This is a genomic window from Adlercreutzia wanghongyangiae (genome assembly GCF_035989245.1).
GTDB classification, from domain to species: domain Bacteria; phylum Actinomycetota; class Coriobacteriia; order Coriobacteriales; family Eggerthellaceae; genus Adlercreutzia; species Adlercreutzia wanghongyangiae.
Genome location: NZ_JAYMFF010000002.1, coordinates 223,887 through 239,484 on the forward strand (window position 1 = coordinate 223,887; position 15,598 = coordinate 239,484).

The 15,598-nt window shown below is 62.1% G+C and carries 13 protein-coding genes and 1 tRNA gene; 8 read left to right on the forward strand and 6 right to left on the reverse strand.

Annotated features, from left to right (window positions below; all coding sequences use genetic code 11):
- Positions 1-74: 74 nt before the first annotated feature.
- The 4 genes from VIN30_RS01335 to VIN30_RS01350 all read left to right on the forward strand — a co-directional run bounded on the left by VIN30_RS01335 (position 75) and on the right by VIN30_RS01350 (position 2,716).
- On the forward strand, positions 75-305 hold the full coding sequence (locus VIN30_RS01335; protein ID WP_338208651.1) for a hypothetical protein: 231 nt from the start codon (positions 75-77) through the stop codon (positions 303-305).
- A gap of 190 nt (positions 306-495) precedes the next feature.
- Positions 496-582: transfer RNA gene (locus VIN30_RS01340), tRNA-Leu, on the forward strand.
- Between the two features lie 57 nt (positions 583-639).
- Positions 640-1,383 carry a Fic family protein gene (locus VIN30_RS01345; protein WP_338208652.1) on the forward strand — a complete coding sequence of 248 codons (744 nt, stop codon included), beginning with the start codon at positions 640-642 and terminating at the stop codon, positions 1,381-1,383.
- Between the two features lie 337 nt (positions 1,384-1,720).
- Positions 1,721-2,716 (forward strand): hypothetical protein, encoded by a 996-nt coding sequence (locus VIN30_RS01350; RefSeq protein ID WP_338208655.1) that lies wholly within the window; start codon positions 1,721-1,723, stop codon positions 2,714-2,716.
- 83 nt (positions 2,717-2,799) lie between these two features.
- On the opposite strand, the gene VIN30_RS01355 is transcribed toward VIN30_RS01350, so the two are convergent.
- From VIN30_RS01355 to VIN30_RS01365, 3 genes are all read right to left on the reverse strand, one after another.
- Complete coding sequence (locus VIN30_RS01355) at positions 2,800-3,279, reverse strand: helix-turn-helix domain-containing protein (protein ID WP_338208657.1); 480 nt, start codon at positions 3,277-3,279, stop codon at positions 2,800-2,802.
- A gap of 106 nt (positions 3,280-3,385) precedes the next feature.
- Positions 3,386-4,201 carry a hypothetical protein gene (locus VIN30_RS01360; protein ID WP_338208658.1) on the reverse strand — a complete coding sequence of 272 codons (816 nt, stop codon included), beginning with the start codon at positions 4,199-4,201 and terminating at the stop codon, positions 3,386-3,388.
- Positions 4,202-4,300: 99 nt separating this feature from the next.
- Complete coding sequence (locus VIN30_RS01365) at positions 4,301-4,639, reverse strand: hypothetical protein (RefSeq protein WP_326424778.1); 339 nt, start codon at positions 4,637-4,639, stop codon at positions 4,301-4,303.
- Positions 4,640-5,312: 673 nt separating this feature from the next.
- Here VIN30_RS01365 and VIN30_RS01370 point away from each other — a divergent pair.
- Positions 5,313-6,926 carry an FAD-dependent oxidoreductase gene (locus VIN30_RS01370; protein ID WP_338208660.1) on the forward strand — a complete coding sequence of 538 codons (1,614 nt, stop codon included), beginning with the start codon at positions 5,313-5,315 and terminating at the stop codon, positions 6,924-6,926.
- 67 nt (positions 6,927-6,993) lie between these two features.
- Here VIN30_RS01370 and VIN30_RS01375 read toward each other — a convergent pair whose 3' ends face one another.
- Positions 6,994-10,056, reverse strand: coding sequence for a hypothetical protein (locus VIN30_RS01375; RefSeq protein WP_338208662.1), 3,063 nt, complete (start codon positions 10,054-10,056; stop codon positions 6,994-6,996).
- Positions 10,057-11,432: 1,376 nt separating this feature from the next.
- On the opposite strand from VIN30_RS01375, the gene VIN30_RS01380 reads away from it, so the two are divergent.
- From VIN30_RS01380 to VIN30_RS01390, 3 genes are all read left to right on the forward strand, one after another.
- Positions 11,433-12,515: an RNA polymerase sigma factor gene (locus tag VIN30_RS01380; RefSeq protein WP_338208664.1), complete on the forward strand. Its 1,083-nt coding sequence runs from the start codon at positions 11,433-11,435 to the stop codon at positions 12,513-12,515.
- A gap of 137 nt (positions 12,516-12,652) precedes the next feature.
- A complete protein-coding gene (locus VIN30_RS01385) occupies positions 12,653-13,732 on the forward strand; it encodes a type IV toxin-antitoxin system AbiEi family antitoxin (RefSeq protein WP_326424782.1) in 1,080 nt (359 codons plus the stop codon).
- A complete protein-coding gene (locus VIN30_RS01390) occupies positions 13,729-14,541 on the forward strand; it encodes a GSU2403 family nucleotidyltransferase fold protein (RefSeq protein WP_338208666.1) in 813 nt (270 codons plus the stop codon). Before VIN30_RS01385 ends, VIN30_RS01390 begins: the two co-directional genes overlap by 4 nt.
- 30 nt (positions 14,542-14,571) lie before the next feature.
- Here VIN30_RS01390 and VIN30_RS01395 read toward each other — a convergent pair whose 3' ends face one another.
- Both VIN30_RS01395 and VIN30_RS01400 read right to left on the reverse strand, forming a co-directional pair.
- Complete coding sequence (locus VIN30_RS01395; protein WP_338208668.1) at positions 14,572-15,177, reverse strand: ATPase; 606 nt, start codon at positions 15,175-15,177, stop codon at positions 14,572-14,574.
- Positions 15,177-15,587, reverse strand: coding sequence for a helix-turn-helix domain-containing protein (locus tag VIN30_RS01400; RefSeq protein ID WP_338208670.1), 411 nt, complete (start codon positions 15,585-15,587; stop codon positions 15,177-15,179). Before VIN30_RS01400 ends, VIN30_RS01395 begins: the two co-directional genes overlap by 1 nt.
- Between the last annotated feature and the right edge of the window lie 11 nt (positions 15,588-15,598).

A 15,598-nucleotide genomic window follows, 5' to 3' on the forward strand; every position in this document is an offset into this window, starting at 1 on the left:
GAATGGCCGCGATGGGCCGCGCGGGTCAGCCGTTGGTCTAAGGTTGGGGAACACATCCGACGGAAGGAGCCACCATGAGCGCCGAGACGCTGAAGCAGCACGAAGAGCAACAGGAGAAGCATATCGCCGACCACGAGCGCGAGGAAAAGCACGCTGAAAAGGAGCACGAGTACCGCGAGGATCACGGCATGCACGACTACATCGGTCGCGAGATCGCCCACGAGGAGCGCGCGGAACGCCGCCAGCAGGACGAGACCGACGCCGCCTTAGCGGAAACTGCCGACACAATTTTGCGCGGGGAATAGCATCCGAGACTTCTCGGCCGCGCGGGCGGACATCTTGCTGCCACGTCGTAACGCCCATGCAATCGCTCCCGCGGGCGCGTTGCCCCGTCCCGATCGAAAAAATAGCTGATTCCCGAAAAAACTTCTTGCACCGACGCCACAAGTCAGGTATTATCAACTACGCTCTTTTGGCAATGCCGAAGCAGCACCTGCGGGCGTGGCGGAATTGGCAGACGCGTACGGTTCAGGTCCGTATGGGGGCAACCCCATGGAGGTTCAAGTCCTCTCGCCCGCACCATTTTGAAACAAGCGCCCTCCTCGGAGGGCGTTCTTCTTTTTTGAAGAGGGGCGCCCCGTGAAAATCAACGTTGCTCAAATGCAGGTTATGAAAGCTGCCCCCAACTCGGCTTACGAAGTCATCATGCCCGAGTTTCTCTTCCATTCGAACAAGCTGGAAGGCTCCACGTTCTCTGAAGAGGAACTGGTGAAACTCGTCGAGCAGGGCCTCGTGGAAGGTTCCCACGACATCGACGACGTCTTGGAAACGAAGAACTCCGTCGACGTGTTCAACTACGTGGTGGATACACTGGGACAACCTGTGAACGATGAATTCCTGTGGACACTCAACGACATGCTTTTCCGTGAGACCACCGATGCAAAAGCAGGATTCACCGGGCACTACAAGGAAATCCCTAATCGCATTCGCAACTCATCGGTGCAGGTGGCGCTCCCCTCCGACCTTCCGCGCGCGATGCCCGAGCTGTTTGCCCAATGGGAGAATTCCGCGAAAGACTTCGACGCCATCGTCGACTACCACGTGCGCTTCGAGCATATCCACCCTTTCCAGAACGGCAACGGCCGTATCGGCAGATTCCTCATGATGAAGCAATGCATTGAAAACGATGTAGATATTATTGTGGTGGATGAGGCGCTGGAGCGGCCCTACAAGAGCTGGCTGGAAGTCGCCCAAACCACGGGAGATGCGCGCTTCCTGAAGGAAATCATGGCCGACTGCCAGCAACGCTTCCAACGGAAAATGGATGAGAAGGGCGTAACCCCCCTCATCCCTGACGAAAAAACCGCCGCCCGCCTGATATGATACGAACCGATCGATGCCCCGCCGAGCCGGGCAGCATCGGTTACATGACTAAGCCGGGACTACTTTGGACGGTGGCCCGGCTTCTTCTTTGCCGGCACTGCCCATTGCCTCTCTTCATCGCCGTCATTCGGAATTCATCCCCCCAGCAGGCTTCAGGTTGCTTTCTCGCTCGTAACAAGAATCGCGTTTCAACCTCTCTTCACGGACATTCTCGCGACAATGGGAAAAGCGGGATGACGGACGCGCGTCGTTGAGGCGAGCCGCCGACACACGGCGTTTGTGCAGACTGGCACGTGACAACACGACACCCACCACCACCTGTCCCAGGAGGCAAACCATGAAGAAGTCCACTTTGTTACCCGCTATCGCGACCGCCGCCGTTGGCGCGACCGCCGTGGCTGCGGTGGCCATGGCCGGCATCCTCGCCAAGCGGCGGCGTGTGCACGTCACCTGCAAGCCGTTTTACCGCGAGGCCACCCGTTGCTTCAAGATTCCGGGCCTCAACGACGGGTTCGTCCCCCAAGACCTCTTCTATCTGGACGATGAGAAGACGTGGCTGTTCAGCGGCTACCAGGCCAACCGCAAGCCCTCGCCCATCTTCCAGGTGCGCGAGGACGGTACCGTGCTTCGCCACGAAGTGCTTCTTCCCGACGGATCTCTCTACCGCGGTCACGGCGCCGCCATCACGGCCGCCGGGCCCCTCGTCTTCCTCACCGTGCGCGACGGATTCGTAGCCCTCGACCGCGCCACCCTCGCAGCGGCGGACGACGGCGAAACCCTGCGGGCCATCGGGCATCGCACCGTTCCCCTCATGCCAGCGTTCATGAATGTGCAGAAAGACATGCTCTACATTGGCGAGTTTCAGCATCGCGGGCTTTACCCCACTCCGAAAAGCCACTGGCTGCGCTGCCCTTCCGGCGAGACGAACACGGCGCTCGTGTACGCCTACGCACCCCACGCCCACGGTCCCTTCGGGTTCGGCGAGCATCCCGCGGCGGTGTACTCCATTCCCGGCAACGTGCAGGGCCTGTGCGTAACGCCCGACGGCAACATCGTGCTCAGCCTGTCCTGGGGCTTGGGCGATGCCGAAGTGCGTGTGTACGACCCCGCTCACGCCCATCGGGGCGGCAGCTACCTGGTGGAGGGGCACCACTGCCCGCTGTATTTCCTGGACGATGCGACTCTCGTGCAAACGCTGACGGTACCGCCCATGGCCGAGGGCATCGACGAGCACGACGGACAGGTGTATCTGGCCAATGAGTCGGCCAGCAACCTCTACCTGCTCGGCAAGTTCTACGACGGCGGCTACGTGTACTCGTTCCCCGAGTCGTAGGGAAAGCGGCACGGAACAGCCTCGTGGGCCTCGTCCCGCACGACGTGGCGACCGAGTTCCTCGAAATCGGCGTCGCCAACCGTCTAGGCGGAGGGCGCCACAGGCTCAATCCGTAGCCTTACCCCCATGCCGGCGGCGAGGGCCTGCACCAAGTCGAGGGTGGGGTTACCGCGCCCCCGCTCGATGCGGCTGATGACCGCCTGCTGAACACCCGTACGTTCAGACAGCACGCGCTGGGTCATTCCAGCTTCCCGACGGCACTGCGCCAACGTCGCGCCGACTTCGCGAGCCAGAACGTGCGCCTCGAAATCCCTTCCGCCACGTCCTTCCGCACTTTCACAACTCTCTTCCGGGGCCACCTCCCGCAACAGGAAATCATCCTGCGCGCACGCGCCCATCGAAGACATGAGCAGTGCGAACTCGTCATATTCGTCGAGCCCGTTGGCCTTCAGCACCTGACCGATATTCTGCCTGCCGGGCGGAGGGATGCGCTCCTGCACCCAGCGAAGACTCAGATCATGACCTACGGAGCGCTCCCCTTTTTGGGCCAGCAGCTCCAGCATAAGCGGAGCATGCTCCGAAGCCCTATCGGAAAGCTTGATGCTGAACTCGCGCGTTTGCTCATCGTACGAAAGCCACCCGCAGGGAAGCGCACGGCGGCGGCTTCTGTCAACTATGGCAAAGGTTCTCAAGGCGACACCACCTTTCCCACACGATGTCCCACATTTTGTCGCGATGCCCCTGCGGCAACGCCCCGTCAAGCCCGCGAAACAGCACCGTGCGATGCTCGGGACTCAAGGGCTGAGCCAATTGCGCAACGGCTCGCACGTCAACGAAGCGTCGGATGTTTTCCTCAAGGGAACGCGTACCCAGATAGTTGTTCGCGTTCACATCGCTCAACGGATCGAAGGCCCGCACGCGCTCTGCATCGCCGTAGCAGAAACAGGCAAAGGACAATCCGCTATCGAAGAGCGGCGCCAAGCGCACGGCACCTTCCCGATCGCGCAGCACCTCGATGTTCGCGCCATGGCGATCGCGGTTGGCGATGAGATAATCCACGATCATCATGTGCTGGATCGCCTCACTCCATCCGAAGCGATCCGCCAGTTCCAGGGGCGATTCACCGGGCTTCTTTTCCATATCGTAGAACGTATCGAAGGCGATTTTCCTCTCGCCTTGCTGCCGAAAGCTTCGCGAGCGGTTGAGCCAGGTGTCGTGCTCAACCCCGTCGATGGACACAAGCGCATGCACCAGCTGGTACTCAAGACGAGGGACGCCCAACAGTCCCATAAGACGACTCGCCACCACCTCGTTCGCGCATTCGTGGCCGTAAATACCCCGGTAGCTGTCGTAGCATGAAAGCTTGTAGTACCAAGTCTCAGCGCCGGTCGTTTCCCTCGCCTTCAAGAAGCAGCCGGCAGTGCCCGACGTATTAGCTCGCTCTGACCAAACAAGCCGCCGCAGGTCCTGGCGCGTTTTCACCACATCCGAGCTTCGCATTGCCGCTCTCCTTTTTGCAAAAGTATATGATTTAGAAATCATATACTTTCGTGAGGGAAAGCACAACATGAAGCTGGAGCAACTTTAGCGAGCGCCTGGCTTTTTCTCCGATTTCGAGGTGAGATGCCACCCCTGGCAGTAGGGACAGCGGTAGACGTGCAGGGGCGGGGCGCCGTGGTCGGAGCACTCGGCGGCGGTAAGCTCGGCCTCGTAGCGGCTGGCGTAACGGTTCTTGCGCTCGCAGGCCTTGCGGCGCAGGGCGGCCTCGTGGGCCTCGTCCCGCGCAGCGCGCGCGGCCGACTCGCGAGCAAAGGGGTCGCGTGCGACGGGATCGCCATCGGGAAACAGGCCGTCCACGCCGCCCAGAGACGCCGCGAATTCTTCCTTCTGCTTCTTCCACGCTGACCGCTTCTTGCTGCCCATGACGCTTTCCTTCCAGGCTGAACCAGAGTCGTCTCCCAGGTTACCATGCTACCAATATTAGTATCGATAACGTCGCCATATTCGTCGAGCCCATTTGCTTTCAACACCTGGCCGATGTTCTGTCTGCCAAGCGGGGAATGCGCTCCTGCACCCAGCGAAGACTCAGATCATGACCTACGGAGCGCTCCCCTTTTTGGGCCAGCAGCTCCAACATGAGCGGGGCATGCTCCGAAGCCCTATCGGAAAGCTCGATGCCGAACTGACGCGTTTGCTCATCGTACGAGAGCCATCCGCAGGGAAGCGCACGGCGGCGGCTTCCGTCAACTATGGCAAAGGTTCTCAAGGCGACACCACCTCATTCGCAGAATGTCACACATCTTGTCGCGATGGCCCCGCGGCAACGCTCCCTCAAGCCCGAAGAGCGGCACCGGCGAGGCATCTTCGCCCACCCCGAAACCCCCGAGCGCCCCCGCTCCCCCAGTCGCCTTTTGGAATGGAACCTGTGACCTGCCGTCAACACTGTCATTCTCGCAACAGTTGCCCTACCAACGCTCATCCTTTCTCGAGGCTTTACGCTCAACCATGAGTGAAAGAGTAAGAATAGCGCCATCCGAAGAGGCACCGACTGGCTGGCAGAGCCGATGCCCCAAGCCATCTTTGGGAGGAGCACCCCATGCGCGAACAAGAACTCACCCGCCGCAACTTCATCGGACTTGCCGGCGCAGCGGCCGCCGGAGCCGCGGCCCTGGGCCTGGCCGGTTGCGCGCCGCAGACCGATAGCGCCCACGCCGCCGGCGGCGGAGCCGCAGCTGCCGTGCCCGCGAGCTGGGACGAGGAGTACGACGTGGTCGTGTGCGGCGCGGGCATCGCTGGCCTGGCCGCCGGCATCTGCGCGGCCCGCGAGGGCAACGGCGCCAAAGTGCTCATCGTGGAAAAGGACGTCACCCCCAACGGCAACAGCCCCTTCTGCGCCGGATCTATGCTGTACTGCGACGACGCCGACGCCTTCGGCGTATACCTGAAGGCCATGCTGGGCGACCACACCCCCGACGACGTGCAGAAGGCCTTCTGCCAGGCGCTTACCGAGAACCTGGACTGGCTGTACGAGCTGGGCGCCAAGGAAGAGTGGCTGGACATCGGCGCACCGGCCACCGAGCCCGACCCCGCCAAGGGCGCCGAATGGCCCGAGCTTGAGAACTGGTGGACCTACGGACGCATTAAGTTCAAGACCAAGGACACCGACGGCCCCACCCACGTGCACACCTTCTTCGAGCAAACCGCCGAGAGCACCGAGAACCTGACCATCGAGTTCTCCACGCCCATGGAATCGCTTGTGCAAGACCCCGAGACGAAAACCATTTTGGGCATCGTAGCCGACGGGAAGAACATCAAGGCCAACAAGGGCGTCATCATGTGCACCGGCGGTTTCGAGAGCGACCCCGACATGCTGTACAACTTCACCGGCGTCACGGGCTGCGTGCCCTACGCTGGCAAAGCCAACACGGGCGACGGCCATCGTGCGTGCGCGGCCATCGGGGCGGGCTTCTGGCACATGTACGGCGGTGCGCAGTACTGGACGGCCCTGCGCAACCTGGACAACACCGAGTTCGTATCCACCGTGTGGAACTTCACGAAGAAGAACCTGGGCATCACCGTGGGCGTGAGCGGCCGCCGCTTCTACATGGACTACGACGCTTGCAGCTGCCCCAGCAGCCCCTACGCCGAGCCCGGCAGCGACATTCACCTGAACATGGGCTACCGCCACGGCATCACGAACTTCGGCGGCACGTGGAACCACCTGCCGCTGCCCGAGACCACCTGGTTTATCTTCGACGCCGACGCCATGGCCAACGGCGAGATCTTCACCGACATCACCACCGATCCCGTAGCCGACGGTTGGGCGCTGGAAGCCGCCAGCATCGAAGAACTGGCTGGTAAGATCGAGGTGCCCGCGGAAGAGCTGACCGCCACCGTGGCCCAGTGGAACGAGTTCTGCGACCGCGGCGCCGACATGGCGTTCTACCGCCCGGCCGATACGCTGACGCCCATCAAGACCGGCCCGTTCTACGCCATGCGCTGCGTGCCGGCTATGCTGAACACCGACGGCGGCCCCACGCGCGACGCCCAGGGCCAGATTCTCGACCCGTTCGGTAAGCCCATTCCGCACCTGTACTCTGCCGGCGAGTTCGGCAGCGTGTGGGGGCACCTGTACCAGGGCACCGGCAACGTGGGCGAGTGCGCCGCCTTCGGTCGCATCGCCGCCCGCAGCGCTCTCGCGAACGCCTAGTGCACAACACCGGCGGGCGTCCTCACCGCGAGGACGCCCGCCGAAACATGAGTAGGTCAGTTAGCCCCTACACGGTGGCGAGCTTGCGGTTGGTAGCGCGCACCTTGCGATGCAGCAGGAACAGCCACGCGGCGCACACCAGCAGAACCACGGCAGCCCACAGGAAGTCGAAGGGGCACAAGGCCAACGTCGCCAAAGCTGCAGCGGCCACGCCGATCAGCCCGAACACCGCATAGTCCGTCAGCCTCATGCGACGGCGAAGCTCTTCGGCATCGGAAGTCGCAATCGCGCCGGGCGCCGCGCTACCCGCGATCGCGCCGGGTGCCGTGGCATCACCCGTGCCAGCCAGCCCCATGCCATCCGCCGCAACATCGCGGCCCATGGCGCGGGCACGACGCAGCAGGCGACGGCGCGCGAACGATTCCAGGCGCAGCTTCATCATGCCGTAGGCCGAAGCCAGGACCATCAGCAGCGCGAACAGCGGATGCAGCGGACACGGCCCGAAGAAGTCGCCCGTTTGGGCCAGCGCCAACTGGGTGTAGTGGCCGCCGTACCCTTCCAGACCGCTGCTGCTGCCGCTGCTACCCGAGCGCACGCCACCCGCGGGCAGCGTCGTCTGCACGAACTCGGCCCGCACATCGTAGGTCACCCGCAGCGTCGTGGTGTTGCCCGCAGAATCGGAGAACACCTGCTCCACCTGCCACACCCCCGGCTTCGATCGATCCACCGAGGTCACCGGCAGTCCCTCGCTGTCGAACAGCGACACCGGGCTGCTGGTAATGGCACCGTCGACCAGCGTGGAGGCCACATCGTAGCGCTTGGCGAACAAAGCGGCGAAATCGGCCGGGGTCATCACGCCCTCGCGCAGGCCCACCACGATGGTGTCCTCAATCACGGCATGGCGCAGGCCGTTGGCGTCCTCCTGCACCGACACGGGGCCCAGCGGCCGCCCCGGCAGCGGGTCGTCGGGGTCCACCACGCTCACCGACGGTGTGCCGGCCGTGGTGCCACCCGAGTTGTCCAGCGGCGGCTTCGGGGTGGGATTGCTGGCCACCAGGTTGTAACTCAGTCGCAAAAGCGTGGTGTTGCCCTCGGCGTCGGCCACCTTGTAGCGAATGAGATAGGTGGTCGGGAACCCCTTGTTGATGAACGTCACCTTCTTGCCCGACGCATCGGCAATGGACATGCTCACGAACCGCGGCGCGTCGTCGCCCGTAGCCGACAGGAAGGCGTAGCGGTTCAGCACCAGCGACCGCACCTCGCCCTCGGAAAGCACCGCGCCCAAATCCACCGGCACGGTCATGGCGTCGTCAACCACGCCGTGATGGTTGCCGGCCTCGTCCACATAAGGCGGCTCAACGGGGTTCAGCGGCGCGGGAATAACGCCGGAATGATTGGGGTCATCGGGGTCGGGCTGGGAAACCACCAGGGGAATCTTCGAAGCCACCAGATGGTAGGTCAGCGCCACCGTCGTAGTGTTGCCCGCGGAATCGGCCAGCGTGTACGCAATGCGGTAGTCGGCCGGCCGCGACAAGTCGATGCGCTCCACCGCCGCGTCGTCAGCCAGGCGCACCATGGAATCCACGGCAATGGAAGGCGTGGAGCCATCGGCGCACGCCGGCGTGTAGTGGCGCAGCAGCAGCGCCTTCGCGGCGGCCTCGCCCATAATGCCCGCCATGGTGCCCTCGGTCACCTCCATCGACACGCGCGCATGCTGGGTGCCGTCGGGGTCCACCGTGGGCGGCCCGTCGGGCGTGATGGGCGTACGCGGCGGGGTGGGATCGCCCGGGTCGCCAGGGTTGGAAGGCGCACCCGGGCCGCCCGGGTTGCCGCCGCCCGTGCCGTCAGGGTCGCCGGGGTCGGTGCCCGGGCCACCCGGGTACACCTCGGGATACGCCGGCTTCACCAGGCGATAAGTCAGATTCACCGTGGTGGTGTTGCCTTGCTTGTCGGTTACCACGCGGCGCACCAGGCACGACCCCGGCTGCGTGGTGGGCAGCGAGCCGGCCGCCAGCGCCGAGCCGTCGGCAGCCAGAAGCTCGGTGGTTTGGGTCAGGCCGCCGGCCACGCCCGTGGTGAACGTGTAGCGGTAGTTCATCAGCGCCTCGGCGTCGGCGGCGTCGAAGGAGCCACCGAACAGCGCACCGGACGGGTCGGCCACCTGGGTGACCGTCTCGTTGATCACGGCATGGGTGGTGCCGTCGTCGGCGTCGGTCACCTCGGGGTCGGGCACCGGGTCTTTGTCACCCAGCGGCGGCCCCACCGGGTCGGCCCCGCCGCCCGGCAAGCTGGGCTGGGGCCGCGAAGGCGTAGGCGGCTGCACGCCGGCCACACGCACGGGCGCGCTCTTGTTGCCCGCGGCGTCCTCCACCACGTAGTAGCCGTTGGCCAGCCCCGACACCGCCTGAGACGCCGCCCCGTTGCCACCAGTAAGGCTGAACTGCTTCGTCAGCTGCGCGTTCGACCCATCGGCGGCCGTGCGGTAGAGCCGCCACACGCCCGAAGTGGCCTTGGAACCGTCGGAAGGCACATCGCTTACCGTGAGCACCCCCGACGTGGCATCGAACGTGGCCGTGGGCGCCGACGTGTCGACCTTCAGCGTGTCGGTAGCCGTTTGCGAGGTCACGCCCGTATCGGGGTCGGAACCTTGCAGCGTCAGCGGAAGGTTGGCCGTGTCATCAGAGCGCGTCCAGGTGCGATTAGCACTGGTCAGCGTGGCGGTGGGCAGCGCGTCCCCCGTCTTGGTAAGCGTTAGCTGAGGAACGCCGCCAGCCGTTAAGACACCAGGGAAGAAGGTGAACGTAACAGGAGAATTGTTCCACCCATTCGCATTAGCAAGCGGACGCCGCGCAAAATGGAATGACGTACCAGCCCCCGTGCCCGGGTTCTCGGGGTCGATGTCCCCTGGCGCAGGCGTGATGGGACGCTCGTTCAGCAGCGTTTTCGTAAGCGAGGCGGAACCATCGAACATATCGTCAGTAATCACCTGGCCCACGACCACCGCCGCCCCATTTGATTGGTTGATTCTGCCGTAGTATTCAATGACAGAATCGTTGGCGGTATTGTTGACGTTATTCGTACCCTTCAGCGTGACCGGCACACCCGTGGAGCTATTGATGTTTCCAGACACGGCGGCCCCATCAACTTTAACCACTTTTGATGTGTCGATTGTGATGTTTTTCGTAACAGCGGCGTCTAGCTTGAAGTGCGCCTTGAACTTCTCGCCTGCCGATTTATTGTCATTGTTGTACACGCTGCACACAACACGCACTGGTGTGTTTGGTTTAACCGCATCCGTTGCTTTAATCTCTTCACTAGTATTTGTGTTATAAACCCTAATGCTCCTTATCGCAGGATTAAGATGAGGAAGAGACATCGAATTGAATGTTAAGTACACCGATTGCCCTGGGTTCAAAGTGGGCAACCCGCCAGATGCCCTATAAGCTGCAAGCGTCCCCATGATGTCAATGTATGCGCTTTCTGCCGAACCTATGGTCGTAGTCGAAAGGGCCACCGACACACTTTGCGATCCTGCTGAAAGGGACAGAGTTCTTGAGGAAGCAACATACTTGAAAGTCACGTTATAGCTGTTGGCCGCTGGTATCGCAATCTGGGTAGATGGACGCGGTGTTCCAGCGGTGTTGACCATATCTTTAACAACCATATAGTGCTCGAGACCTGCAATTTTTGCGTGCTGCTTTTGAAGGGAAATGACAGCACCATCCAATTTGGTAGCATCGTTTGTGGTCGCTAAGCCAGCATTGATATTGAACCCAACCGAATCATTGTCCGCGTGGACACTAAGACCTCGGAAATCAACACTCGCCGCAATGCTCCAATCGCAGAGGAGCGACACTTTCTCCTTAGACACAAAGGCAGCCGATGATGACCGGCTGGTCGCGTCCACGGCCTGATAATAACTAGGCGAATCAGTGCAACATGCACGAAGCGTAGCACCATTGATTTGGCCCACAGTACCGCAACGATTAGATATAACGAAAAAGTCTTTGTAATTCGTCGTGCCCGCCCAATCGGCTTGTGCTTCCTCCACCTGAGAGGCGGGAATGCCGGGCACTAGCGTAACGACAATCAGAGCGGCAAGTGCGATGCGAGTTGCACGAGACAAGCCTTTGCGCAGAGAGCCCCCCCCCAGGCCGCTTAAGCGCCGGACGGCGCAGCTCTCCCTTCTCTGCTTTCGCGGAGGTCATGGTATACACCCCATTTCAAACGCCAGATGGCTTACCCAATTCTCTCAATGCGTGTATATTCCCGTCGTTTCTGAAATGGTTCAAATTCCGCCAAACTTTTTCGGCGAGGTGGCCGCGCCTCGTAAGTCGTCGCTGCCTTTATACCATTCGATGCGAAAACAGCTCAAAAAAGATTTTGGTTTTCCCGAGGATGGGCGGGCGAACTTTCGACCCGATGGCAGCGCGCTTCTTGCAGCGAAAGCAATGCTGCTTCATCATGGAAAGCCAGCCCGCGCCATCCCCTTCCGAAGGAGCCTCCATGCCCGTACCCTTAAGTCCCCACGAGCACCTGGCCCAGCTGGTGCGTCGGGCACAGGAGGGCGACCGCGCGGCCTTCGACGAGCTGTATCGCAAAACCGCCCAAGTGCAGTACTTCACCCTGGCGGGCAAACTCGGCGAGGCGGCCGCGGCCGACGTGTTGCAAGAGGTGTACCTGGTGGCATGGCGCAACATCCAGAAGATTCAGCCGCGGGCCGTGGTGGCCTATCTGAATGCCACAGCGCGCAACTTGTGCCGCAAGTACCTGCGCGACTCCAACGCGCCCAGCGCCGCCGTGGCCGTGGCCGACGACGACCTGGAGCTGCTGGCCCACGGGCGGCGCGACCCCAGCACGAGCGACCCTGCCGAAGCGCTGGCATCCCAAGACGAGCACGAGCGCCTGGCCCGCGCGCTGCAGGAGCACCTGACCGACCAGGAGCGCGACGTGCTGCTGATGCGCTACTACCAGAACCTGAAGCTGGCCGACATCGCCGAGCAAACGGGGCTGTCGCTAAGCACGGTGAAGCGCACCATCAACCAGGCGCTGACCACCTTGCGCATGAAGATGGGCGCGGCCCTACTGCCCTTCGGCGTGGCCGATGCGCTGGCAGCGGCCGTGGAAACGCGTACGCTGCCCGGCGTCGATGCGGCCCCGACCCCCAGCCCGCACGAGCGCCTGACCCAGTTGGGCACGCGCGCCGTGGCAGCTGTGGCGCTGGCAGCCGCCGTGGGCGCGGTGGGGCTGGCGCTGCAGCCCGTCGCGCCGCCCGAAGAGGTGCTGCCGCCCGAGCCCACGCCCACCGCCGAGGCCCCTGCCGATGTTGCCGCGCCCACCGTTGCCGCGCAGGAAGTGGAAAACGGCCTGGTGGTGCTGACCATCGCCGACGACATCTCCGGCGTGGCCGACGCTTGGTGCGCCGACGCGAACGGCGCCGTCTACCACCCCTTGGATGCAACGGGCACAGACACCTTGCGCTCGTACCGCTTCCAGCTGCCCAGCGGCACCTACGAGCTGCACCTGGCCGACCAAGCCGGCAACACCACCCACGGCCCCCTAGAAGTGCTCGTCTACCCCGACGAATAACCCAACCACACACCACCCGTAGGAAAGGGGTTCTGCCCCTTCCGCAAACGACCATCCTTCTCAGGTTCTTCTTGACAGATGTTTCCTTAAGACATACTGTTTCCTTTTAAAGAAACAATATGTCTTAAGGAAACAGTATGCTAAACGAGCACGACCTCATTCTGCGTGCGGTTGAGCGCGCTCTCCCCTTCGGAAAGCTTGAGCAGCTTGAAATACACCCACAATCAGGTACTCCAGGTCGGAGGTGGGACGCCTCGGGACGCCTCACTTTCGGAAAGAACTTGCCCTTCGACGTGTGTTTCGAAACGGGTTCGTTCCAAAGTATGGCGGCCCTCTCGCAAGCAGTGCAGCAGATCAGGGCCTTCAACGCCGCCTCGGGCCCCACCCCTCTCCTTGTTGCGCCTTATCTCTCGCCTCAAAAGCAGCAGTTCCTCCGAGAGGAAAATGTCTGCTACCTTGATGCGGAAGGAAACGCATGGGTAGAAGCCGAAGGCGTTTTCATCGACCGCTGCGGCAGCAGGCAAAAAGAGACTGCCCCGGCGGTGTCGCAAGACCCCTTCTCGGATAAGGCGTCCCTTGTCATAAGGCTTCTCTTCTCCGGGGACACGCTGGGCATCCGTCCCATAAGCGTTGCGCTCGGCGAGCAGGGTTTCGCCCTGAGCCCTGGTTACGTATCGAAAGTCGTCGCTTCTCTAGGCGAGCTGCATTATGCTACGAAAACAGCAAGCGGCATTCGACTCGTCAACCGCAATCTTCTTCTGCAAGATTGGAGCCACGCTTACCAACAGAAAGCGCGACGGCGGCAAAGTCGGGGCTGGTATTTGCCGGAAGCAAATCCTGCGCAGCTGGCTCGTCTCGTAGGTCGCGCGCTTGAGGGCAACGGGGCGCTTACCGACCGAAGCGGGGCCTCGTTTGTCGATCCGCACGCATCGTTCGACACCGTAGACATCCTGCCGAGCAATCGCGATGCCGTCAGCGAGATTCTGGAAAAACTGGGAGCCATGCCCGTCGAGCGCGGGGCCAATGTCAATGTGCGCGAAGCCGCCTACCCCCTCTCCTCTCTTTACGGGGTCCGCTCCGTTGACGGCGTTCCGGTCGTTTCCGATCTTCAACTCTATCTTGACCTTCAATGCCAGCCCCAGCGTGGCGAAGAAGCCGCCGAGCACCTCTACGAACGCCGCATCCGACCTCTCTTAAAAGAAGGCGATCAGCTATGAGCCTTTCCGCAGATAGGGTTTTGGAAGAATGTATTCAGGCCATAGAGCCCTATCTAGACCAGCTTGTCGTCGCTGGCGGATGGGTGCCCTATCTCTACGTCAAGCTCTACGAAGGAGCGGCAACCCACGAGCCGCTCTTAACGGCCGATTTCGATGCCGTTATCGCTCGCCATGCATTTGTCGAGCATGCCATCACCTTAGACAAAACTATCCTCAGCGCAGGCTTTAGCTACGATTTTTCCTCCCTCGACATTCCTCCCGTCGTTAAATACGTCAAGGACCTCGAAGACAACCAGCAGGCCGAAATAGAATTTCTCACCGAAGCCGGAGCGACCAGGCGCCCTGTCGAAGTTATTGGCTCCATCAACGCCCAGGCCCTTCAGCACATCGATGTTCTTCTCGACAACCCCTGGTCTTTTCCGCTGGAAAACTATGCGCTCAAGGGTTCCGGATGCCTTAAGGTCCCGCGGCCAAGCCAATACGTGCTCCATAAAATCCTTGTTGCCCCCAGAAGAAAAGGCGCCCGCAAAACCGCCAAAGACCTTTACTATGCGTTCTACGTTCTCGACGCTTTTCCCGCATGGCGTACGAAAGTTTTGGAAGGGCTGTCTCGCTGTTCCCATCAGAAGGACGCACAGGCGGCTGCGGGATATCTCGCAGCCATGTTCGCCGACATTGATTCTCCAGGTGTGGAGTGCGTAGCGTCGCAGCGCCCCCAAATCGCATACGCCGCCATGACCGACGATCAATTTCGCCAATACTGCATGCACCGCATGAATGAGCTTCGCAACGCCCTTCATCACCCATAGCGCCTCCAGGGCCTGCGAAACCCGCAGGCCCTACGCCCTCCAGAGGCTTTCGTCGCGCACTGCGTCCATCAGCCACGCACCGTGCTTCGCCACATTTCCCACCCAGGCAAGAACGCCAGCCCTCCAGCGGGCAATGGCGACGAATTCCACTGTGTTGTCCAGCACTGTCACCTCATCGCACACATCGAGCGCATGGGAGAAATTGCGCAGCGAGGCACGGTAGCGACGGCGCACCGCCGCATCGTCGATGTCGTGGCCTCCCACCGCCACACGATGTGCGATACGGTCGATGGCCACAGCAGGGGCGTCGACCCCAATGTAGTACAGCACAACGCGGTAGCCCGCATCGCGGGCGCGGCGCATGTTGCGCAGCACCGCGTGGCCCGTCAGCGTGGTTTCCTGGTTGAAACTGCGACCGCGCGAAAAGTGCTCCTCTATAAGGCGCACAGCCTCGCGGCCCGCGCGCAATTGGTCGGCATCTGAGGCCGGATCGCCACCCTGGGCCACAACGATCTCATCCGAATTCACCCGGGCCATGGAAGGGGGCATTCCCTCCTCACGCCACAGGCCCGCATGGTAGAACGTCGACTTCCCCGCCCCGTTCACCCCTGCAAACACCACGTAAACGGGCCGCATCAGAAGACCCCTTCCCGCACCAACTCCCGCTGACGTTGCTGAAGGAAGAAGTCGAATGCGGCCATGTAGAAAGACGCCTCCTCTTTGCTGCGAGCGGCGGCCATCAGCTCCGCAGAGGGAAGGCGGCCGAACATGCGCCGGCACTCGTCGTACACATCGTGGGCGCGGGCAGCCTGATCAGCGGGAAACACCACGCTTCCTTCCTGCTGCTGCGCCGCCCGACTTTCTGCCTCAGCGCGCCGCGGCCGCCCTGCACGGGGCGCCTCCGTCAGACGCGCCAGCACGTCCTCCTCGCGAAGCACCCATTCGCGACCGTTCTTTACAGCGAAAAGCTGACCGGCCTTGATAAGAGCCCTCACGCGGGAGGGGGTCACCCCAAGTTCCCGAGCAGCTTCTTTCACTGAAAGCATCGTCCCTCCTT